This window comes from Alteromonas sp. ABD4_190, from assembly GCF_056160105.1.
Map to the genome: position 1 here is coordinate 1566770 of NZ_JBSWWN010000001.1, position 22747 is coordinate 1589516.

The 22747-nt window shown below is 45.2% G+C and carries 19 protein-coding genes and 1 tRNA gene; 6 read left to right on the plus strand and 14 right to left on the minus strand.

The features are described 5' to 3' along the window. Positions 1 to 8: 8 nt before the first annotated feature. Together ACXAFM_RS06930 and ggt are read left to right on the plus strand one after the other, a co-directional pair. The gene (locus tag ACXAFM_RS06930) at positions 9 to 1385 is read left to right on the plus strand and encodes a Na+/H+ antiporter NhaC family protein (protein ID WP_474828090.1); all 1377 of its coding nucleotides are present in this window, start codon (positions 9 to 11) and stop codon (positions 1383 to 1385) included. Positions 1386 to 1461: 76 nt separating this feature from the next. Next, positions 1462 to 3180 (plus strand): gamma-glutamyltransferase, encoded by a 1719-nt coding sequence (ggt, locus tag ACXAFM_RS06935; RefSeq protein WP_474833936.1) that lies wholly within the window; start codon positions 1462 to 1464, stop codon positions 3178 to 3180. Positions 3181 to 3280: 100 nt separating this feature from the next. Here the strand turns inward: ggt and ACXAFM_RS06940 are convergent, their stop codons facing one another. From ACXAFM_RS06940 to ACXAFM_RS06965, 6 genes are all read right to left on the minus strand, one after another. Then, positions 3281 to 3751, minus strand: coding sequence for a LabA-like NYN domain-containing protein (locus tag ACXAFM_RS06940; protein WP_474833938.1), 471 nt, complete (start codon positions 3749 to 3751; stop codon positions 3281 to 3283). A gap of 115 nt (positions 3752 to 3866) precedes the next feature. After that, a complete protein-coding gene (locus tag ACXAFM_RS06945) occupies positions 3867 to 4283 on the minus strand; it encodes a VOC family protein (RefSeq protein ID WP_474833940.1) in 417 nt (138 codons plus the stop codon). An 11-nt stretch (positions 4284 to 4294) separates the two neighbouring features. Then, positions 4295 to 5701 carry an aldehyde dehydrogenase family protein gene (locus ACXAFM_RS06950; protein ID WP_474833942.1) on the minus strand — a complete coding sequence of 469 codons (1407 nt, stop codon included), beginning with the start codon at positions 5699 to 5701 and terminating at the stop codon, positions 4295 to 4297. Between the two features lie 315 nt (positions 5702 to 6016). Further along, positions 6017 to 7315 (minus strand): adenylosuccinate synthase, encoded by a 1299-nt coding sequence (locus tag ACXAFM_RS06955; protein WP_014948109.1) that lies wholly within the window; start codon positions 7313 to 7315, stop codon positions 6017 to 6019. A gap of 506 nt (positions 7316 to 7821) precedes the next feature. Then, positions 7822 to 8004 (minus strand): DUF2065 domain-containing protein, encoded by a 183-nt coding sequence (locus tag ACXAFM_RS06960; RefSeq protein WP_421713346.1) that lies wholly within the window; start codon positions 8002 to 8004, stop codon positions 7822 to 7824. 55 nt (positions 8005 to 8059) lie between these two features. Then, positions 8060 to 9238, minus strand: coding sequence for an aminotransferase class V-fold PLP-dependent enzyme (locus ACXAFM_RS06965; RefSeq protein WP_474833944.1), 1179 nt, complete (start codon positions 9236 to 9238; stop codon positions 8060 to 8062). A gap of 264 nt (positions 9239 to 9502) precedes the next feature. Here ACXAFM_RS06965 and ACXAFM_RS06970 point away from each other — a divergent pair, with 264 nt between their 5' ends. Beyond that, positions 9503 to 9922 (plus strand): hypothetical protein, encoded by a 420-nt coding sequence (locus tag ACXAFM_RS06970; protein WP_474828102.1) that lies wholly within the window; start codon positions 9503 to 9505, stop codon positions 9920 to 9922. 152 nt (positions 9923 to 10074) lie between these two features. On the opposite strand, the gene trxA is transcribed toward ACXAFM_RS06970, so the two are convergent. Further along, entirely contained in the window at positions 10075 to 10944 is an 870-nt protein-coding gene (gene trxA, locus ACXAFM_RS06975) for a thioredoxin (RefSeq protein WP_474833946.1), read from the minus strand. A gap of 250 nt (positions 10945 to 11194) precedes the next feature. On the opposite strand from trxA, the gene ACXAFM_RS06980 reads away from it, so the two are divergent. Continuing rightward, entirely contained in the window at positions 11195 to 11527 is a 333-nt protein-coding gene (locus ACXAFM_RS06980) for an Mpo1-like protein (RefSeq protein WP_474808976.1), read from the plus strand. Positions 11528 to 11825: 298 nt separating this feature from the next. Then, positions 11826 to 13934 (plus strand): S9 family peptidase, encoded by a 2109-nt coding sequence (locus ACXAFM_RS06985; protein WP_474833948.1) that lies wholly within the window; start codon positions 11826 to 11828, stop codon positions 13932 to 13934. 83 nt (positions 13935 to 14017) lie between these two features. Here ACXAFM_RS06985 and ACXAFM_RS06990 read toward each other — a convergent pair whose 3' ends face one another. The 6 genes from ACXAFM_RS06990 to purE form a co-directional block, all read right to left on the minus strand. Further along, positions 14018 to 15187 carry a PQQ-dependent sugar dehydrogenase gene (locus tag ACXAFM_RS06990; protein WP_474833950.1) on the minus strand — a complete coding sequence of 390 codons (1170 nt, stop codon included), beginning with the start codon at positions 15185 to 15187 and terminating at the stop codon, positions 14018 to 14020. 187 nt (positions 15188 to 15374) lie between these two features. Further along, entirely contained in the window at positions 15375 to 15848 is a 474-nt protein-coding gene (locus ACXAFM_RS06995; RefSeq protein ID WP_118490413.1) for a Dps family protein, read from the minus strand. A 186-nt stretch (positions 15849 to 16034) separates the two neighbouring features. Beyond that, positions 16035 to 16580, minus strand: a complete 546-nt coding sequence (locus tag ACXAFM_RS07000) for a copper chaperone PCu(A)C (RefSeq protein ID WP_474833953.1) — start codon at positions 16578 to 16580, stop codon at positions 16035 to 16037. A gap of 66 nt (positions 16581 to 16646) precedes the next feature. Further along, positions 16647 to 16722: transfer RNA gene (locus tag ACXAFM_RS07005), tRNA-Thr, on the minus strand. A gap of 60 nt (positions 16723 to 16782) precedes the next feature. Then, positions 16783 to 17919: a 5-(carboxyamino)imidazole ribonucleotide synthase gene (locus tag ACXAFM_RS07010; RefSeq protein ID WP_474833955.1), complete on the minus strand. Its 1137-nt coding sequence runs from the start codon at positions 17917 to 17919 to the stop codon at positions 16783 to 16785. Next, positions 17916 to 18410: a 5-(carboxyamino)imidazole ribonucleotide mutase gene (gene purE / locus ACXAFM_RS07015; protein WP_105930481.1), complete on the minus strand. Its 495-nt coding sequence runs from the start codon at positions 18408 to 18410 to the stop codon at positions 17916 to 17918. The genes ACXAFM_RS07010 and purE overlap by 4 nt, the downstream gene beginning before the upstream one ends. A 276-nt stretch (positions 18411 to 18686) precedes the next feature. Here purE and nhaA point away from each other — a divergent pair, with 276 nt between their 5' ends. Beyond that, positions 18687 to 19961, plus strand: a complete 1275-nt coding sequence (gene nhaA / locus ACXAFM_RS07020) for a Na+/H+ antiporter NhaA (protein ID WP_474833957.1) — start codon at positions 18687 to 18689, stop codon at positions 19959 to 19961. Here the strand turns inward: nhaA and ACXAFM_RS07025 are convergent. Continuing rightward, positions 19923 to 22739, minus strand: a complete 2817-nt coding sequence (locus ACXAFM_RS07025; protein ID WP_474833959.1) for a hybrid sensor histidine kinase/response regulator — start codon at positions 22737 to 22739, stop codon at positions 19923 to 19925. The genes nhaA and ACXAFM_RS07025 overlap by 39 nt on opposite strands. Positions 22740 to 22747 lie beyond the last annotated feature (8 nt).

Sequence of the window (22747 nt, forward strand, 5' to 3'; positions counted from 1 at the left end):
AAAGAAGTATGGATTGGATGTCAGTCATCCCCCCTCTTGTGGCTATTGCCGTCGTTTTTTGGAAAAAAGAAGTCATTTTAGCATTGGCGCTAGCCGTTCTGTCTGCCGAAGCCTTAATTCTGGTAAATGCTGATATCGCAACCAGCTACATGGCCCCGATTAATGCCATAGAGCGTGTGGTTGATACCGCTGCCAGCCCTGGCAATACACGGGTGCTTATTTTCTCTGTACTAGTGGGCGCGTTACTCGCATTTATACGTGACTCTGGCGGAGTAACGGCAACGGTCAACTTTCTAGTAAACAAAGGGGTAGCGAAGAGTCGCAAACAAGTTGGCGGCTTGACCATGTTCACCGGAATCGCTGTATTCATAGAATCAAACTTAAGTGTGCTCACTGCCGGCATATTCGCCCGAGGTCTGTTTGATCGCTTCGGCATGAGCCGCGCGCGCTTAGCTTACATCATCGATTCCACCAGCGCGCCCGTTTGTATTTTGATTTTATTGAACGGCTGGGGCGCATTTATACTCAGCCTGCTCGATGCATACGAGCTACCCGCTTCGTCAGCCTCAATTTTATGGGGCAGCGTATTTTTTAACTTTTACGCTATCTTCACCTTACTTATTGTGGCCTACACTATTTCCGCTGACAAAGTGCATGGCCCCATGGCTGAGGAAGAAAAAGCACTCACGCATGTAGAGGTTAACCAAACTACGGAACCTGCCACCAAGGCTCGTTTCATGTTGGTACCGCTAATAGTAATGGTATTAAGCATGGTTGGCTTCATGTTCTGGACAGGTAACGGCGTATTGTCTGAAGGCAGCGGCAGCAAATCTGTACTTTACGCTACGGCTCTAGCCACTGCCATTGCCTATGGTCTGCTCTTAATCCACAAACGGTTCACACACAAGGAAGCGGTAGAAATTGGTTTTAAAGGGATGGGTGAACTACTTCCTCTAGTAACCATAGTGTTACTGTCGTTAACCTTAGGCAATAGCCTTAAGGTGCTTGGAACAGGCGTGTTTGTCGCGGGCATAGTGGGGGAATATCTTCCTTTAGTGCTTATTGTTCCCATGCTATTTATTGCCGGAGCGATCATGTCGTTTACCACAGGCACGTCATGGGGCACATTCGCCATCCTAATTCCTATTGGTGTGCCGCTGATTCAAAGTTTAGGGTTACCCCCTTCACTGGTCATTGGCGCTATATTGGGTGGCGGTATATTTGGTGATCACTGTTCGCCTATCTCCGACACTACTGCCGTATCTTCGCTAGCAGCAGGTACTGACGTATTAACGCACGTTAAAACTCAGTTTCCCTACGCACTATTTGCGGGCGCACTTACGCTTATTGCCTATTTTGTAGCAAGCTTGGTCATGCTTGGTTAATGCCGTTGATTAAAGTTTGCTGGAAGTCAGTTGCTAATCGCAAAGGTTTAGCAATGTCTGTAACAAGGAGTTTGTAATGAAAAAGCGGATAGCTAACGTCGGGTTTATCTCGGTAATAGTGGCATTTATTTCAGTAGTGGCAGCGTGTTCCCATGGGCCAAATGCCCCTGTTGATAGTGCTAGCGACAATACAGTAGGGCTTAGCCAACAGGCCGTTGCTATGCCTGACAGCTACAGTGCCGATGCTGCAATGCAGGTACTCCAAGAAGGTGGAAACGCAATTGATGCTGCTATTACGGCACAGTTTGTCTTGGCTGTTACTCTACCTGAGGCGGGCAACGTAGGCGGTGGCGGCTTTATGACAATAAAGTTTGAAGATAACACCGACTTTTTAGATTACCGTGAAATGGCACCTGAAAATGCGCATCGCGATATGTATCTTGACGAGAAAGGTGACGTAAAACCGTACGAGTCTTTGTTTGGGGCTAAAGCGTCTGGCATTCCTGGTACCGTTGCTGGTATGTGGGCCGCGCATAAAAAATACGGCACATTGGAGTGGGAGCGTCTACTCGCACCAGCCGTTGATTTGGCCGAGCAAGGTTTTGTGGTTCACGAGAAGCTGGCCAATAACATTGATCACTATATTGAGCGTACCAAAGAAGCAGCTATCAATAACAACTTTAGCGAGTATTTTGCACACGCTAAAGCAGGCACTACCTTCAAACAGCCAGAGCTAGCGAAAACGCTTAAAGCTATTCAGCAAAAGGGAAAGGATGGCTTTTATAAAGGCGATGTAGCAAAGCATATTGTTGATTTTATGCAGCAAAACGGCGGCCTTATTACCTATGAAGACTTACTGGCTTACAAAGCAGTGTGGCGCAAACCTCTTCACCTAAACTGGCAAGGTTATGAGCTGGTGACCGCACCTCCTCCAAGTTCTGGTGGTGTTGCCGTTGCCCAGTGGATTGGCATGTTAGAAGCCTATGACGAAACACACGATTTGCCAGCGCAAAACAGCACTGAATACATTCACGTAATGTCAGAAATTGGTAAGCGCGTGTTTGCCGATCGCGCTGAATACATGGGCGATCCTGATTTTGTTAGTGTTCCGGTAAAAGCACTCACTGACGCTAACTATATTACTCAACGCGCAGCCGATATTCAGCCTACCAGCATTTCTGATACCCCAAGCGTTAAGCCTGGTTTAAAAAAAAGCGAAGATACAACACACTTCTCTATTATGGACAGATGGGGTAACGCGGTTGCCAATACAACGACCATCAACCTTACGTTTGGTAGCGGTGTTGTTGTGACCGGTGCAGGCTTTTTGTTGAATGATGAAATGGACGATTTTAGTGCTAAGCCTGGCGTGCCTAACTTCTTTGGTGCAGTGGGTGGTGAGGCAAATGCTATTGAACCTTACAAGCGCATGCTGTCTTCTATGACGCCAACGCTTGTCACTAAAGACGACCAAGTAGTACTGGTAACTGGCTCTCCTGGCGGTACTACCATTATTTCGTCGGTAGCTCAGTCGCTATTGAATGCCCTGCTTTACGATATGAGCGCTGAAGAAGCCGTGAACTCACCACGTTTTCATCACCAGCTATTGCCCAAAGACACCATTCGTATGCACGACGGGTTTACAGAGGCAACGGTAAATGAGCTTAAAGCAATGGGCTACACCATTGATAACCGTCGCTTTGGTGATGTACATTTGATCAAGCGAACTAAAGAGGGTGTAGAAGCCGCATCTGAAAAAAGCGGACGAGGTAAAAGCCTAGTTGAGTCGTATTAGCATAGGGCTGTTAGCTGACCCAAATTAGCTGAGCACCATTAGTGGAGCTATAGGGGCTCAGCGTTATTATTTCAGCCTTGAACAAAGTACAAGCTGAAAACTATAGCAACAGCGTGGCGCCGATAGGCACGTACTTAGACGCCACTTTTTGAATACTTTCAGCCGTTAATGCAGGAACACCGTACACAGTTACGGTTTTCCCTTTTGCTTTAAGGGCGTTTACAAGAATATCGAAATCGCCGTCGCCCGACACCAGAATGATCTGATCAACATCGTCGGCGTGTTCAAGTGCATCTACTGTTATACCTACATCCCAGTCACCTTTCGCCGAGCCGTCAGCACGTTGAATGAAAGGCTTTAACTTTACTTCAAATCCAATAGCACGAAGAATGTTTTGAAATTCACGCTGCTTGCTGTCCCCCCTGTCTATGCCGTATGCGAAAGCATGGGCTATATCCAAGTTGTAGGTAAGTTCACGCCAAAACTGGTTGTAATTAAAGTTACGTTTGTACGCCTGACGGCAGGTGTAATACACGTTTTGTACGTCTACCAACACTAATGCTTTATTCAAAACCACTCTCTTCTTCGGTTTACTCGGTCATTGTTTTCTGATGTTAAAGCCTTTTGATAATAAAACCAAAAACCTGTTGATGAGTTTATGCGCAAAGAGCAACTGACACCGATTATTATGAAGCGAAAAGCTGAGACATATCTGCGAACGCTTTGAACTCTAACGCGTTGCCGAAAGGATCTTTAAAAAACATGGTGGCTTGTTCGCCGGGCTTTCCTTTAAAGCGAATATAAGGTGCGATAACAAACTCAGCATTTGAAGCCTCTAGCTTACTTGCTAGCGCTTGCCAGTCGTCCATGGTTAGCACAACGCCGAAGTGCGGCACCGGCACGGCATGATCGTCTACCCCGTTATAAGCAGGCGGCGACGGCATGGCCTCTACACAGTGCGTCACTAATTGATGGCCGAAGAAGTTCCAATCTATCCACTGGGTGTCACTGCGGCCCTTTTCACAACCCAACAACTCACCGTAGAACGCTTCTGCGTCGGTTAAATTAGTGACCGGAATGGCAAGATGAAAAGGTTGAACCATGAAAACTCCTATTATAAAAACTTCTTAAGCAACGACAGCTTAAACTTAGAAAACGGCGCATAACGAAAGAACACGTCGAGGGCGAATGAACGTTTCATTACCGTTTTAATATGGCTGAATGTATCAAAACCTGCTTGGCCATGATAGTTACCCATGCCACTATTTCCTACGCCACCAAACGGTAACTCAGGGTTAGTCATGAACAGCATAGTGTCGTTAGTACACACACTGCCTGAACTGGTTTTGCTGATAATAATATCAAGCACATCATCCTGATCACTAAATGCATAAAGTGCGAGTGGCTTAGGCCTGCTGTTCACGAACTTAATGCCCGCCTCCATGTTGTCGACAGTGATAATAGGTAGAATAGGGCCGAAGATCTCTTCTTTCATTAGCGGGCTATCTAGCGATGGCTCCAGTACAAGGGTAGGCGCCATTGCTGGACGAGATTCATCTAGCTCGCCGCCATACACCACATTGACGTTTTCAAGGTAACTTTCAAGACGCTTTAAGTGACGATGATTAACGATATTGCCGTAATCTCGTGACGATAAAGGTGCTTTGCCGTATTGCTTTTTCAGCTCTTTTTTAACCGCATCAATAAGCTTTTGCTCAAAGCCCTTTTCAACAATGACATAGTCAGGCGCAATACAAGTTTGGCCCGCATTCATCCATTTACCCCACACTAAACGGCGCGCGGTGACAGCAAGGTTTGTGTTTTTATCAACAAAGCAGGGGCTCTTACCGCCAAGCTCAAGGGTTACTGGCGTTAAATGTTTGGCCGCGGCGCTCATGACAATTTTGCCCACCACTTCACCACCGGTGTAAAAAATATGGTCCCATTTGCAGGCAAGTAGCGCCGTCGCTTCATCTTTACCGCCTTCTATTACGGCAACGCATGAATTATCCATATATTGGGGGATAAGCTTAGCCACCAGCGACGAGGTTTCTTCAGCCAATTCAGAGGGTTTCAATACCGCACAGTTGCCCGCTGCAATAGCGGCGATATAAGGGGCAAGCAATAACTGAAGCGGATAATTCCACGCTCCAATAATAAGCACAGTGCCAAGCGGCTCAGGCTTGCGAAAGCTCTTACCTGGCCATGCCACCATGGGCGTTGATACTTTGCGTGGCTTTGCCCATTTATCCAAATGCTTAAGCGTATGCTTGATATCAGAAAGCAGAAAACCTTGTTCCGCTACCATGGCTTCGGTCTTACATTTGCCCAGGTCATTTTTAAGGGCCTGCAAAATGTCGTGCTGGTTGTCTTTAAGTAGTGTCTCTAATGCCTTTAACTGGCTTCTACGCCACTCCAAGGACTGGGTTTTCCCTGTATCGAAACTGTCGTTAAGCTTGTGAACAACGTCAACGAAACACACGCCAGTTTCCACTGCGTGAAGAGAAGGTCTATTTGGCATAAGAAGGCTCCGATAGCATAACACCCACTGCAACAATTCTATGGCTCATCTTAAGATTGTTGTCGGGCAAAGCAGCGCAATAATTAACTGATACTATCTTATATTAATAGGGATGTTCGAAGACAACGCAACTAAATTGTTAATTAATGTTTAATGCGTTTGCGTTTTAGGCCCTAACCGTAGGACTTATAGGAATAAAATGCAGGTGCTAAAAAATGAAGCGTGATCAGTGAAAATGAAAAAGAGGTAAAGTTTGTGTGCAACAAAAAAAGCCCAGTGAACACTGGGCTTTTAAACATATTTAATGTGAAACTATTACGCGTCGTATGGGCTGCGTAAAACGATAGTTTCGTTTCTGTCAGGGCCTGTTGAAACGATATCAACCGGCACACCTGTTAGCTCTTCAAGACGCTTAATGTAGTTTTTCGCAGCTTGTGGAAGCGCTTCAAACTCAGTTACACCAAAAGTGTTGTCTGTCCAACCCGGCATTTCTTCATAAACTGGCGTCACTTTTTCGTAACCGTCAGCCGCCATAGGTGGCACGTCTTTCACGTTACCGTCTGCATCTTTGTAGCCTACACAAATTTGAAGGCTTTCAAGACCGTCTAGTACGTCAAGCTTAGTTAAGCAGAAACCTGTAATAGAGTTGATTTGTACTGCGCGTTTCATCGCAACTGCATCGAACCAACCCGTGCGGCGCTTACGACCTGTGGTCGCGCCAAACTCGTGACCTTTAACACCTAAGTGTTGGCCTACTTCACATTCTAGTTCAGTAGGGAAAGGACCTGAGCCTACACGCGTAGTGTATGCTTTAACAATACCCAGTACGTAATCTAGCTTAAGTGGGCCAAAGCCAGCACCCGTTGCTACACCACCAACGGTAGTGTTTGACGACGTAACATAAGGATAAGTACCGTGATCGATGTCTAGAAGTGTACCTTGTGCACCTTCAAACATAATAGGCAAGCCAGCATTGTGTGCTTTGTCTAGTTCGTCAGTTACATCAACAACCATTGCTTTAAGAATGTCAGCAACTTCCATTGCACCTTTTAAGGTTTCGTCAAAGTCTACTGCTTCTTCGCCATAGTACTGAGTAAGCGTGAAGTTATGCACGTCTAGCACTTCTTTCAGCTTTGCTGCGAAGTCTTCTGCATTAAACAAGTCGCCAACGCGTAATCCACGACGGGCTACTTTATCTTCATACGCTGGACCGATACCACGACCCGTTGTACCAATTGCTTTTGCGCCGCGGGCTTTTTCGCGCGCTACGTCTAGTGCAATGTGATAAGGAAGAATAAGCGGACAAGCTTCACTAATCTTTAATCGCTCGCGCACTGGAACGCCACGCTCTTCAAGCATAGTCATTTCTTTCATTAGTGCGTCAGGGCTTAGCACAACACCGTTACCAATAATACAGGTAACATTATCGCGTAGGATGCCTGATGGGATTAAGTGAAGTACGGTTTTTTCACCGTCGATTACTAGAGTGTGACCTGCATTGTGTCCGCCTTGGTAACGAACAACATATTTTGCGCGATCAGTGAGTAGGTCTACGACCTTGCCTTTACCCTCGTCACCCCATTGAGTGCCGAGTACCACAACGTTCTTTGCCATGAATCATATGTGTAAGAAAATTAGGCGGGGATTCTACAAAATTCTAGGGCAAGGATCATCTCTTTTTCGAACAAAAATACGACTATTTTATTTTTATTTTTGAAATCACAAAGATGCCCCGCTGCCCTTCAAGTCTTTTTGAAATAAGGCTTGGCAAAGTATTTTTCGACACGAACTTTCTAAGGCGCTAATTTTTAAAGCATTCTAAACTTCATATAACATGAAAGCTGAACAATCGGTCTACCCACAGTCTGCGCTAGGGTCATTTATATAATTTTTCGCTATTTATTTACCGGCGTTGTAATGCTTTAAAGCGAATTAGGTATTCGAAGGGCTAAAAATATACCTCTTAATGTTGAATACAGGTTTAAGAGCACACTTTTCAGTCAACGGTAAAGTCGTGCGGCTTTTCGTACTACGTATTATTGTAAAGCGTGTGGCAGTGTTTGATGAGGTCCGTTTTCACACCGCTTCACGCCTCTTAATGCCTAGTTCTGGGCGCTATCTCAACTGAAATAAAACAGCAGTAGTGCGCCTATTATCACAAGGGTTCCGCCAACTTGACGCAGTTGATTACTGGGCTGTTGGCTTATCTGAAGTAAATAATTGCGCCATTTATTAGGAAAAAGAAGCGGCCCTATTCCTTCTATAATAAGTACCAACGCTAAAGCGGGTAATAACCACTCCATAAAACTATCCTTAAATAAGTGTGACGTTAATATTTACGTATGTTTAAAGCAACACTTACGCTTTCTGATTCAGTGCGGTTAAATCAATGTACTCAGGGGTGTGGTACAGACCAAAACCAAACCGTAAGCGGTTTCCTCTAAAATCGGTAAGGATATGGTGCTCTTTAAGCGCTGAAGCAAGGGCTTTTGTTTCATCGGCACTATCTAATTCAAAGGTAAGGAAATGCCCTCGGTTTGCTTCATCACTTACTGCTAGATGTTTTTCGTTTAGCAAGGGATGGTTGCAGGTAGCAAGTTTCTCTAGAAATGTGCGCTGCATGCCCATTACGTATTCGTTAACTGTAGCGACATCAATGCCATTGTCGTCGAACATACGAATCACGGCTCTTAATCTGTAGAGCGCGGTAAAATCCATGGTCGCACCAGCAAAGCGCATTCCATTTAGACTATATTGAACGTTATTTTTACCGCCCGTCTCGCGGGGTTTGTCTAACTCGCCGAATTCGGCAAACCAGCCGGTATAGCTGGGTCTTAGCTCACAGCCCACGGGTACGTGCGCAAAACATGCCCCCTCTCCTGCCTGAGCATATTTGTAACTACCGGCAAGATAAAAGGCTCGGTGGGCAATGTTCGCTATATCGGTAGGCTTTGCCATAAACCCGTGATAGCCATCAACCACAATAAGGGTATTGTCGTTAGTTACGCTATTTACGATATCTGTGACATCGTTCACCACGTATCCGGAATTAAAAAACACCTGACTAAAGAAAACCAGCTCGGGATCGTGTTCGGCAATGGCGGCCTTAAAGCGCGACGCAAACGTATCGTAGGGTTTAGTAGGTACGGTAATAAGTTCTATCGCACCCTGCTCTTGCATCCTACTCGCTTGGCGCTGAAAACTGTGAAACTCGCTGTCTGTCGACACTACTTTATAAGGCGCAGCGCTATCGATGCAGCTCATTACGCGATAAAGCAGCTCATGGGTATTGGGCGCAAAAACGATTTGCTGTGGCGCACCAGTGTTCAGTATGTTGCTAATGCGCTGCTGTAGCTCTGGCACCAAAGTTTGGAAGAAATATCCCCATTTTTCGTCAACATACTTAGCGCTGTCATCCCAGTAGTTGAGCATTGCATCACGCGTGCAGTCGGGCCAAAAGTAGTGGCTGTGACACGCATAGTGCTGTTTACCTTTGTTCGCATTAAGAAAACCCGTATAAAAATGCTGATATGCCATGCTCTATTGCCCAATATAAAAACTGCGGAAACCCTATCAAATTTCTACCTTTTTCGCATGAATCTGCGCCTGCAACAAAACATTTATTTACAAATTAAGTGTAAATTGTTTTGCCCAAATCGACGTGCTTAGTGATATTTCTTATATAAACACAATCACTGCAAATTTTAAGAACTCTGCTATACCCTATAAAGGCAAGATGTTTTTGTTAGCCGAGTTAGCAAGCTCCGTCTGTTCCACGCAGACAAACATTAAAGGTATTTTATGCGTTTTCCTAAATACGGAAATTATTCATTGGATGTCTCAGGTAACGTTCTTGAGGTGTTTGCTACTGGGGCGTGGAACCTTAAAACAACCGAGTATTTTATTGAAGAGATGCATGCGCTTATTGATAGGTTCGACAATAAGCCTTGGGCTGCCTTAATGGACGGACGCCGTTGGGTATTATCTACGCCGGAATGTCAGACCCGTTTAGCGGATGCAATAAAGGTGAATATTTCAAGAGGGCTTACTCGCTCAGCGTATGTGCTGGATAGCGGAATGGTCAAGCGAGCTCAACTAGAACGCACCCATCCTTCTAAACAACGTGACTTTAAAACAAGCGACTATGAGCGGGAATATTTTGAAAAATACTTCGAGGCACTGAATTGGCTGCATGAGGAAGGTTTTTCACCTATTTGCTAGTTTTTAACGAACACGATGGCCGGCCCGACAATACACTTATTCTTACAAACATTGGGTTAGTCGCAACAACTAGTTCGATTAACCGTGTAGCCAATTTCCAAGCCTAAGGCGACGGTTTTAGCGTTACGGTGAACGCTAAAACCCGAATAGGCTTAGTACAACAAGCTATAGACTTTACGACGATACTCAGACTTAAGCGGGTCGCCGTCAGCGAGTGCATTCATCATATCCATCATTAACTTTCTGGCATCGCCAAAGCCAAGCTCTTTCTTTAGTACGGTATAAAGAAGCTCAAGCGCGTCTTGTGCTTTGTTCGCTTGCTGCAATTGTACAGCTAAGTCTACTTTCAGCTGCAGGTCATCAGGGTTCGCTTCTACTCCCGCTTGAAGCTGGCGTATTTCAGGCGTATCTGCAGCTTGTTCTGCAAGTTCGATTTTGCCCGCCAAACTCTTATAGCGAGAGTCTTGATCTACCAGCTTAATCTCTTCAAGCAAAGCTTTAGCTGCATCGATAGAGCCAGTCTCAACGTAGCAATCAATAAGCATATACTTAGCGTTTACGTTATCAGGGTTAAGCGTTAAGGCTTCTTTTGCCGCTGGCAGTGCTTCTGCGTAATCCCCTTGTTGGATCGCCTTGCCTGCAGTGGCAAGTAGATCATCTTCTGGGTTTGGCAAATATTTATCCAGCATTTCACGAATTTGCTGCTCAGGTTGTACACCTGCAAAGCCATCGACGGGCTGACCATTTTGCACCACCATTACCGTTGGTAGGCTTCTAATACCAAACTGAGCAGCCACTTCTTGCTGTGCTTCGCAGTCTACTTTGGCCAATATCAGATGCTGGCTATATTCACCTGCCAGCTTTTCTAATATGGGCATTAGGTCTTTACAGGGTTCGCACCAATCAGCCCAGAAATCGATAAGCACTAGTTTTTCTTGCGATGCTTCTACAATAATTTGCTGAAAGTTTTCTACCGTAATATCCACGATGGTTGCTTGGCTATTTGCAACGAGATTTTCCATAACGCAGGCCTTTAATTTCTTGTATTGAGAGGAATATGGGGCAGGCGCTGTAAAATTACAAGGCTAAGGGGAGTTATCTTTAGCTTTAGGATGAGCGAGATACTTTTTTTGTAAATGCTGTCATTTCGCCTTTGTCGCTTTCACGACAATCTCTACCTTCAAGGAATGTTAATGTGGTGTAAAGTTACTCTATTAAGCTACTTTATTATTGAGCCACCCAACTTTTATAAGATTTGGCTAAGAGGGTTTTATGACTACACAAACAAGCACAGACACTCAGTTTGCTTCATTTAAAGAGTTTTACCCGTTTTATTTAAATGAGCATAAAGACGGCACATGCCGCACGCTTCATTTTATCGGCTCTTGGCTAGTACTTAGCGTTATAGCGCTAGCGGTATTTATGGCGAGCTGGTCGCTACTGTGGTTTATTCCGCTAGTAGGTTATGGCTTTGCTTGGGTAGGTCATTTCTTTTTTGAGAAAAATCGTCCCGCTACATTTAAACACCCCCTTTATAGTTTGATGGGCGATTGGGTCATGTTTAAAGATATTCTCGTGGGCAAAATTAGTCTTAAAGGCGAATGAGAATTACACAAAAGCGATACTGCGTTCATACCGATAATACCCGCTGTTAGCCTTCCATTGTTATACATAGCGTCATGTGCTGCGATACATGCAGCAATTCGCATTTTTAACGGACAATCCACCCCCTTCACCGCACACCCTTTACATAATGGAAACGAAAGCGATATGGTTGAGAATAAGGTTCTCAGTTTACTTAATTAACCCTAGCGTTAACGTTAAGAGCACGACTGCGAACATATTATCTTGAAAAACGCCGCCTATCGCGCATAGCGCAAAAAGAAAAACAAAAGGAACAAACATGTTTGTGTCTCGTTTCCCCCTTCGCCCTATACAACAAGGCTTATTAGCTACCTCGACAGCGTTATCACTGTTGGTTTTAGGCATGAGCCAAGCCAGTGCATTGCAAAACTCTGACTCTGATTCAGGTAGCGTAAATGCGCTAACGTATGAAGATACCTTTAACTTGGAATTTGTCACTAACCCTCAATTCCTTGATAAGGAAACGGTTATTTATTCTCGTCAAAGCATGGATGTCATGACCGACGGAAGACAAAGCCGGTTGTGGCAGGTAAACATTAAATCCGGTGAACATCGCCCGTTTATTGGGGTGGACGAAAACTTGTCACAGGCCACCTTATCGCCCAACGGTAAAATGGTGGCGTTTACAAAAGCGGTCAACGGCCGCGCACAAATCCATCTCTATTACTTAGATACCATGCAGTCTGTGCGTTTAACCAATACCAGCGAGACACCTCGCCAGTTAACCTGGTCTCATGACAGCAAAACTTTAGCCTTTACTCAGTTTACCGAAGAAAAGCAAAAGCCACTGTTTACAGGAATGCCGAGCAAGCCAAAAGGAGCAAAGTGGGCTGACCAAGGTACGTATATTGATGCGGTGCAGTATAGAGGTGACGGCAGAGGCTACTTGCGTGAAGGCTTCGACCAGATTTTTGTTCTGCCTGTGGAAGGCGGTACGCCGCGACAGTTAACAACGGGGAAATTTCCAAGCGGCGGTACCCTTGCCTTTTCTAGAAACAATGACTGGATTTATTTCGCCACACCGCAGCGAGAAGACTATGCGCTACACCCATTGTCTGGCGATATCTACAAAGTAAACGTAAGCACAGCGGCAGTTGAACAAGTTACCGATATGGAGGGGCCTGAAGGAAGGCCAACCTTGAGCCCCGACGGTAAGTACCTTGCGTTTACTCAACTTAACGACAGAAAGCTTTCATATCAAAACGGTGACCTCGTTGTACTAGAGCTCAAAAGTGGTGATATTACCCGCTTAACTACATCGCTAGATAGAAGCTTAGGTAAGTTCACGTGGCGTAAAGACAGCCGAGGATTAATCTTTTCTTACCTTGATCATGGCGAAACTAAACTTGCTGCAGTGAATCTGAAAGGGGATGTGAAACCTATCGACGTTAGCATAGGTGGACAAGCGTTTGGACGCCCTTACACGTCGGGCGACTTCGCAGTTAGTGATAAAGGCGACATTGTTTACACAATGGCAAGCCGCACTGTACCTGGCGACCTGGCGCTTTATAGAAAAGGCAAAGACGATACGCAACTCACCGATTTAAACAGCGACGCACTTGGTCATAAAACGCTGGCAGAAGTACAAGACCTTTCCGTAGTATCAAGTGTGGACGAGCTACCTATCGACGCATGGATTGCTTTGCCACCAGGATTTGATAGCAGCAAAAAATACCCGCTTATATTAGAAATTCACGGCGGCCCGCATGCGGCCTACGGCCCTCACTTTGCCATGGAAATTCAGCTAATGGCCGCGCAAGGTTATGTCGTAGTATGGGCTAACCCAAGGGGCAGCAGCTCTTACGGTGAAGACTTTGGTAATTTGATCCACCATAACTATCCGTCAGAAGACTACAACGACTTGATGGACGTGGTAGATGCGGTTGTTAAGCAAGGCTATGTAGATTCAGAGAATCTGTTTATTACTGGCGGCTCGGGCGGCGGAACCCTTACCGCATGGTCCATCGGTAAAACTGATCGCTTTAGCGCAGCCGTCGTGGCGAAGCCGGTTATTAACTGGATGAGCTTTTCGTTGACCGCCGATGCGTATCCTTACTTTAGTCAATATTGGATGGCTGACATGCCGTGGAATATTGCGGATAAACTCTGGCAGCGTAGCCCTTTGAGCATAGTGGGCAACGTGGTTACGCCAACCATGCTACTTACTGGCGAAGCCGATCACCGCACTCCCATCAGTGAGACCGAGCAATACTATCAAGCGTTGAAACTGCAAGGTGTGGATGCGGCTATGGTACGAATTCCAGGCGCGTCACACGGTATAGCAAGCCGCCCTTCGCGATTAGTTCAAAAAGTGGGGAATATTGTGGCGTGGTTTGAGCGCTACAAGAAAGACAACGACAGCGAATAAATCGTTTTAAACCCACAGTTCTTTTTAAGAAAAAAGGCGCCCTTCAGTGAATGAAATGGCGCCTTCCTTTTTATCATCGACCCTTATTTGGTCAGCTTCACTACTTTGCCATTAGGGGCGTCGGTCAGTAAGTAAATGGCACCATCTGGCCCCACTTCTACGTCGCGGATGCGGTCATGGTTGTCGCGAACATATTCAAACTGCTCACCAGGCTTTCCATCTTCTACCTTGATACGGCGAAGATGGGTGAATTTCAAAGACCCCACTAGTATATCGCCGTTCCACTCTTTAAACATGTCGCCCTGGTAGAAGGTTAGCCCACTTGGTGCAATAGACGGGTCCCAGTACAACCAAGGTTGCTTCATACCATCCATATGAGTTTTATCGCTGATAATATCGCCGCTGTAGTCAACGCCATAAGTAATCTCTGGCCAACCGTAGTTCGCACCGCGCTCTAGGATATTAATTTCATCACCGCCTTTGGGGCCGTGTTCCATTGCCCAGACTACGCCAGTTTCAGGGTGTATAGTGACGCCTTGCACGTTGCGATGACCATAGCTGAATATTTCAGGGGCATTGCCATCGGTAAAAGGGTTATCTTCTACTGCGCTGCCGTCACGGTTAATACGCACAATTTTACCAAAGTGGTTATCGGTGTTCTGCGCTTCTTTCATATACTTATAGCGGTCGCCCATGGTGACGTATAAGTGCTTTTTAGCATCGAATGCTAAGCGACAGCCAAAGTGAAAGCCGTTATCGACAATAGAGTCGGCACTAAAAATAACTTCAACATTTTCAAGGCCCGACTCAGTAAGCGTGGCTTTTGCAACACTACTGCTACTGCCAGGTTTGCCTTCTGTCTCACTCGCTTTGCTGTAACAGAAATAAATCGTGTTGTTGCTGGCAAAGTCTGGGTCGATGGTAATGTCTAACATACCACCTTGGTTCTGCGCGACCACTTCTGGTACGTTATTTAGGCGCCCTGACAATTTACCGTCTTTAGACAAACGTTGGATACCACCCGCTCGTTCGGTTACCAGCAAGTCGCCATCAGGTAAAAACACCATGCCCCATGGATGTACTAAGCCTTCAGCCAGCGTGGTTACGAAAATATCGCTGTCGGTGATTTCATGGTCTTCGTCATGCTTGTGATCGCCATGAGCTAGGGCTAATTGACTTACTGCTAGCGCCATCGCACACGCTACTGAACGCGCTAGTATGCTTACAGGTTTGGAAATAACTGCTGGTTTCATCGTTAGAAGCCTTTTTGACAGAAGCTGTGTTTGGTGGCACAGACTTCTTCTATTATTTTTTAAGTTATAGCAGTATACAAAAAAGGGCACAGCGCTGCTGTACCCTTTGTGATAGTTCTACTGGCTAATGCGATAAAGTTAGTTTGTTGTCTAAGTGACGCGAACCACCTTCACCACGTCGCAGTATTTATTTTGGAAGCGTTGCGCGAAGCATCCACGCTGTTTTCTCGTGAACACGCATGCGGTCACCGATTAGCGCTGCAGATGATTCATCGTCAGCATCTTGTGCTAGCTTTAATGATTCGCGGCACGTTTTCACTACTTGCTCATGACCATGGGTCAGTAAGCGAACCATTTCGTTGGCCTCAGGCACACCTTCAACTTCTTCAATTGAGCTAAGCTCAGCGAACGACTTATATGTACCCGGCGCTGAAACACCTAAAGTACGGATACGCTCTGCGATTTCGTCTACTGCTTCTGCAAGCTCGGTGTAATGCTCTTCAAACATAAGATGCAGTTCACGGAACTGCGGCCCTTCTACATTCCAATGGAAGTTATGCGTTTGAAGGTACAAAGTGTAAGAATCGGCCAATAGCTTTTTTAGGCCTTCTGCTACTGCGTTACGATCGCTTTCAGAAATACCAATATCAATCTTGCTCATGTCACACTCCTTAACGTTAAAACCTTTTTTAGATTTACCTTCAGTCCATTTATCGGCGCTGAAAAATCTTGGTTTAAATAATATAAGTTAATAGTACTACAGAAATTTTGATTTAGATTAACGGTTTAGTTGATTGCATTCATCGCATTAATCGATGACTTTATACATTCTGCCTCAGCCACTCTATTAATGGTGGTGATGGTGGCTTTCGCCCGCTTCTTTTTTAACAGGTAGCAAAACCTGTAGTTCGCTCGCATCGCTAAATGTGAGGGTTAGTGCTACTTCGCTGCCCTCTTCTAATCCTTCGGTTAGCCCCATCAACATGATATGACGGCCGCCTGATTCAAAAGAGACCATTTCGCCCGCTTTTATTTTAACGCCGTCAGTTAGCTCACGCATTTTCATCACGTCTTCCTCCATCACCGTTGTGTGGATTTGCGCTTCACTTGCTACATCGCTTGATACTGAAACAGACGTCAGTGTTTTATCGCTGTCACTATGATTATGCAAAGTAAAGTACACTGCGCCGGTTTTTGCCAAAGCAAAGGTCGCTCTGGCATAACCATTCATCACCATAACGTCAGTTTGCTTACTGATGTGCTTATGCTGCTCTTTTGGCATGTGATGGTTATCATGGTCATTGCCATGCGCGTAAATACTCGCAGACAAGCTTAAAGAAAATAAGCCAGTTACGATAACTAACGGTTTAAGTGAATTGGAAAAAAATGACATACAGTCTGCTCCGAATGAATATTCGTTAGCAAGTGTACGTAAGTTTGGCATAGGAAAAAAGAGAAATGGTGCCGACTGCCGGAATCGAACTGGCGACCTACTGATTACAAGTCAGTTGCTCTACCAACTGAGCTAAGTCGGCACACTTTAAAAACCGCTGCCTAGACAGCGGATGCGTATTCTAGCGATAAACGCGTGGGTGTCAACCTTTTAATCGCGTTGCTTCACCAACTAATTTCGGGAAGTACTCAAGTGGTAAATATTTACTCAATGCCATGAGCTTTTCACCTAAACTTTCATAACTATTAGTGGTGACATTGATGTGTCCCATTTTGCGTTTTTCACGAACAGACTTTCCGTACCAATGCAGGTGACTTCCATCAATACTTAGCAGGTCTCGTGAAAAGCTGCTGCAACCAATGATGTTAACCATAGCACTTGGACCTATGGCTGACGTATCGCCAAGAGGCAGACCGCAAACAGCACGCAGGTGATTCTCAAATTGGCTGGTTACAGCGCCTGACTGGCTCCAATGCCCAGAGTTATGTACACGCGGCGCAAGTTCATTGACAAGCAGTTTATCGCCTACTTGGAACAACTCCACTGCCAACACGCCTATGTAGTCCATACCCTCAGCTAGTTTCACGAAAATGTCGTGAGCTTGAGCCTGGAGAGCATTGTCTACGTTAGTTGCTGGCGCAACCGACACGTGAAGTTGCCCCTGGTGATGTAGGTTTTCAGCAAGCGGATAGGTTCTCACGTCGCCATTGGCATTACGCACACCAATTAATGACAGTTCTCTGTCGAACGCCACCATTTTTTCTACCACTAATGGCACGTTTTCTAAGTCCAAGCCTTGTAGCGAGCTTTTTAGTGCTGGTAAATCGGCTTCATCACTTAAACGCCACTGTCCGTAACCGTCGTAGCCATCGCGACTCGCTTTTAAAATAAGTTTGCTACCGAGCTGTTTTACGCAGTCGTCTAATTGAGCAAGGTCAGTCACTATCTGGTGATCACAGTTTGCTACTTTCATGCTTTCAAGCAGCTTTTTCTCGCGTACGCGGTCGGCACCAACAAGAATACTGTCGATATTCGGCATCAACTTGTTTGTTTTAGCCGCTTCTTCAAGCAATCTTTCAGGTACATGCTCAAACTCTACCGTTAATGCATCGGCATCTTCTAGCGCTTGCGCTAGTGTAGTCTCAAGCGGGGTTTTGCTAACTGGATGTACAACGGTATCGTTGTTTACGTCCACAGCTTGAACCTCAATACCCAGCGGGCTTCCTGCTAGGTACATCATTTGAGCAAGTTGGCCTGCGCCGTAAACGACTACTCTCATTCATCTAACTCCAATGTGTTGCTTGACGCTAGAACGGTTTCGGTTTGAGATTTTCTAAAAGCAATAACCGCATCACGTACACTTTCTTCTTGAAGTGCAACTACTTGCGCTGCCAGAAGACCTGCATTAGCGGCTCCCGCCTCACCGATAGCCAATGTACCTACCGCAACGCCCTTGGGCATTTGAACAATTGAGAGAAGTGAATCTAACCCATTTAATGCTTTTGATTTAACTGGGCACCCGAACACAGGTAAATGCGTATGTGCGGCAATCATGCCCGGTAAGTGAGCTGCGCCACCTGCGCCAGCAATGATTGCGCTGAAACCTTCATCAGCAGCATTTTCTGCAAACTCTACTAGCAAGTTAGGTGTGCGATGCGCCGACACCACCTTCGCTTCAAATTCAACACCAAACGACTTCAGCATCTTTGCGGCCTGCTGCATAGTAGGCCAGTCTGAAGTTGAACCCATTACAATCGCGACTTTTGCCATCTAGAGATCCTCGGAGTAGGTAAAATGGACAACCTTGGAAAGGCCGCGATTGTAGCTTAAAACCGTTCAAAATCCCACCGTAAATGGCGTGAAATATAGTGCTATAGAGTACGAGCGAATAAAAGCACTCTACCTTGACCGGTGATCTATCTAAACCTAATAACCCGTATTAACTATAATTAATTTGTGAAGAAAAACTGCCGTATAACACGGATTAGCAACCGCTACGTTATAAGCTTTGCGGTGTTAGTAGTTAAATGGCGCAAGAGGTTATTGATGACAGATAAGCATGAACCCGACGTACTTGACGAAGTCATAGAAGAAGTGCAGGACGTGGTCTCTGATTTCTTAAACCGCGAGGCTGCTCCCGGTATTTTGCTGATGGCAGCGACAATACTCGCACTCATTATTGCCAATTCCCCATTAGATACCCTTTACGACCATTTAATCAGCATGCCAGTTCAAATATCCGCTGGGTCGTGGGCTATTGATAAACCATTGCTGCTATGGATTAACGATGGCTTGATGGCAGTCTTTTTCTTTCACGTAGGCTTAGAGCTTAAACGGGAAGTTTGTGAAGGTGAGCTAGCAAACCCTAAAGATATTATTCTACCTGCTGCTGGTGCCGTGGGCGGTATGGCACTGCCAGCATTAATCTATGTAGGTATAAACTGGGATAACCCAGTGGCGATTGCAGGTTGGGCCATTCCCGCTGCCACAGACATTGCCTTTGCGTTGGGTATTTTGGCGCTACTTGGTAGTAGAGTACCTACTAGCCTAAAAGTGTTTTTAGTTACGCTAGCCATCATCGACGACATTGGCGCTATTGTAATTATTGCTTTGTTCTACACCGAGCACATTACCGCAGGTGCGCTGTACATTGCTGCTGGCTGCCTACTGTTGTTGTGGCAAATGAACAAGCGAAATGTGGTGGATATTCCAGCCTATGTTTTTGTAGGCCTCATTTTATGGGTAGCTATGCTGAAGTCGGGTGTGCACGCGACGTTAGCCGGTGTGGTACTGGCTAGTTTTATTCCCATGCGAGATCAAAAAGACCCGTCATACTCTCCAGTAACTCGACTTGAGCACGGTTTAAATGGTTCTGTAAGTTTTGCCATTTTGCCTTTGTTCGCCTTTGCTAATGCGGGCATTAGTTTTGGCAATATTAGCCCAGAAGGAATTTTTCACCCTGTAACCTTTGGCATTTTCCTTGGCTTGGTTGTGGGAAAACAAATAGGTGTATTTGGGTTTTGCTATTTAATGGTAAAGCTGAAACTAGCAAAGTTACCTGATGACCTGAACTTCAAGCATATTTATGGCTGTGCGCTGCTTTGCGGCGTTGGTTTTACTATGAGTTTGTTTATAGGAGGCCTTGCTTTTGAACAAACCGGGATTAATCAAATCTTTGATGAGCGGGTCGGAATTTTAGCGGGCTCACTCGTGTCTGCGTGCTTGGGCTACATTGTATTGCGCCTGGTAAGTGATGCACCGAGTGATGACACTGACGTAGCCTCAAACGCTAGCAAGCTCACGGGCAATACAGTCAAATAGCACTTGCTTGCGTATAGGCTTACTTAAATGCGCATTCATGCCTGCTTCTAAGCAGGCATTTTTATCTTCGACAAATGCGTTGGCCGTTAGCGCTATAATTTTAATCTTAGTTTTATTTCGACCTTCTTTGCGGATAAGTGTGGATGCAGCTAATCCATCCATTATGGGCATCTGACAGTCCATTAAAACTAGGTCGAAATCATGTTTTTTCTCTGCCTGAACGGCATCTCTGCCATTCTTAGTTCGAATACATTTGATGTTCGCTGATTTAAGCATATCCATCACGATGTCAGCGTTTATATCATTATCTTCTGCAAGAAGTACGCGAAGACCGCTGGGGAGTGTTGCTGAGGTCTTACGTTGCTCCTGCTTATCACTATTACTCGTTGTGGCCGGAATATGGAAGGTAAAATTAGTTCCCTTACCCAATTCACTTTCAACGTAGAGTTCGCCGCCGAGCAACTCAACCAGTCCTTTGGATATGGCCAAGCCTAGGCCGGTTCCTCCAAAGTGGCGGGTGGTTGAGGTGTCAGCTTGTTCAAACTTTTCAAAGATAAGGTGTATTTTTTCAGGAGCGATACCGATGCCGCTATCCCGTATCGAAACTTTAAGCCCTTGGTGCGCGTAATCAACGTCAACCGAAACTTGACCTTCATTGGTAAATTTAATCGCGTTACTAAGAAGGTTATTAATAACCTGAGCTACTTTTCCAGCATCAATGTTTAAGGCATGGGGTACATGGTCACTAATATGAAGCGCAATGTCGTATCCCTTAACCTGCGCCGTATGGCGATAAAGTTCACAGGAAGCTTCAAGCAATTCACGAATGTCACAGCGCTGGATATCACTGAGCATTTTGCCTGATTCAATTTTCGACCAATCCAAAATACTGTCCAAAATAATCAATAAATTAGTAGCTGAACGAGAAATCGTTTTTGCTCTCACTACGATATGTTCAGGAAGGTCGTTGTCTAACATCAATTCGCAAGAACCAACGATACCGTTCATTGGCGTTCTTATCTCGTGACTCATATTGGCGAGAAATTGCGTTTTGGCAACGTTAGCAGCTTCAGCTTCTTTTAACGCTTGTGCTAAATGCTCAGTCTTTTCCTCTATGCGCTTTTCCAAGGACTGGTTTAACTCATTAAGTTCTACGTTTAGCCCCTGCTCTATTTCTCTCGCTTTCTTAAGCTCATCAAAGGCACCTGACAAGCGGGTTTCTAAGCGCATAAACTCATCGCTTAGTAACGATAGTTCTTGAATGTGGAGTGCTCTTTGCGGCGCTTTTTTTCCTTGTTGCCGTGTAGGTTCGAAGTCTGCAATATAGCGAACGAGACGGCGAATGGGTGCTCCTACCATTTTCGCTACTACATAGCCTGTAAAGGTCCCGAACGCAGATAAAGCCAGCAATAAAAGTAAATCTTTGAGTAGATAACTACTCATTGATGCCATCAAAAGCCGTTTGTCGAAATAATAGCTAACCTTCCAATTGGCAAAAGAAATGTTCTTGGTAAATCTAAGCCACGTCTTACCTTGAGGACCATCATCAACTTCAATGGAACATTTGGGCTCACATGAATAAAACGGTGCTTTAGTTAACGGCTTTAACGCTAACGCCTCTGAGGCGTAAATTACCTCACCCTTTTGATCTTCGATTAACATCGAGAATCCACCGAGACTAAGGCTATCAATAGCATGAAAGCTCTTCAGAGATAATGACCCTTCTACAATACCTTTAGGCGCCCCATTGCTATTTAATATAGGCGCAGATAGCGCGACAATTGGGTCGTTACCAAAGCCACGGCCTTGAAAAACGTTAGATAAAAATGGCACGCCACTTTGCATAACTTCATAAAAATAAGGCCGATAAGACACATTGGGCCGCCCATTTTGTTTTGCTTTGTCCAACATGCTTGGTGGATAGGCATGCGTAATATCACCATCTTCATTGGCTACCAGAAAGGTTAAAAATTCAGGGTTATGAGAAGCCACAATTTGTAGATTTTTGGCTGCGATGTTTTCGGCATTTTTTTCCGAACCACTATTAGAAAGTACTTTCGCTGTAGCGGTAATAGCATTTTGATGATGACGTAAAAAGTTTGAAAGCTGGAACTCCAGCACTTTAACTCGCTGGGCCATATAACTGTAAATTTGCCGCTCTTGTTGATGCTGAAACAAGCTGACTGACAGATATATCACCGCCATAGAAGCAACAAAAAAGCATCCAGAGAAAAAATACCCAAAGAGAAAGTGAAGCGTGACCCGCTCGGATTTGTAAGAAGTTTGCCGCTTCAGGCCATAAATAGCTAAGTAAGCGAAATGGCCGATGATCAAACCAAATACACCACTGACCCAAGTAACTAAAACACCAGAGAACACCATGTTCACGTTGCCATCATCGAACAGAGAGTGTTCTAACAGCAAAATGGGTAAAAAGACGATAGACCAGAAGCCTGCGCCTACTTTAATCACTTGCTTTAGCGATTTATCATAGCCGAAAAAGCTAAGTACTATTGGCAAAAGAGTGAGACTTTCTTTGCCTACAATGCTGCCTTCGTTTAGCCAAAGTGGAAGACTGATTAGCAGTCCAATGGGAATTGAAAAAAAAGGGGAAAAGCGAAGGGAGGCGTAAACTGCCGCTCCTATACCAAATGCAGCTATTCCAGTGCTGTCAAAAGGCGGAGAGAGGGCATTTAAACTTGCACCCAACACACATACAATTAATGCTTGGAAGGCCAGAGACCATGAAATGGAAAACGAATTACTACCAATTTTCAACACATGTC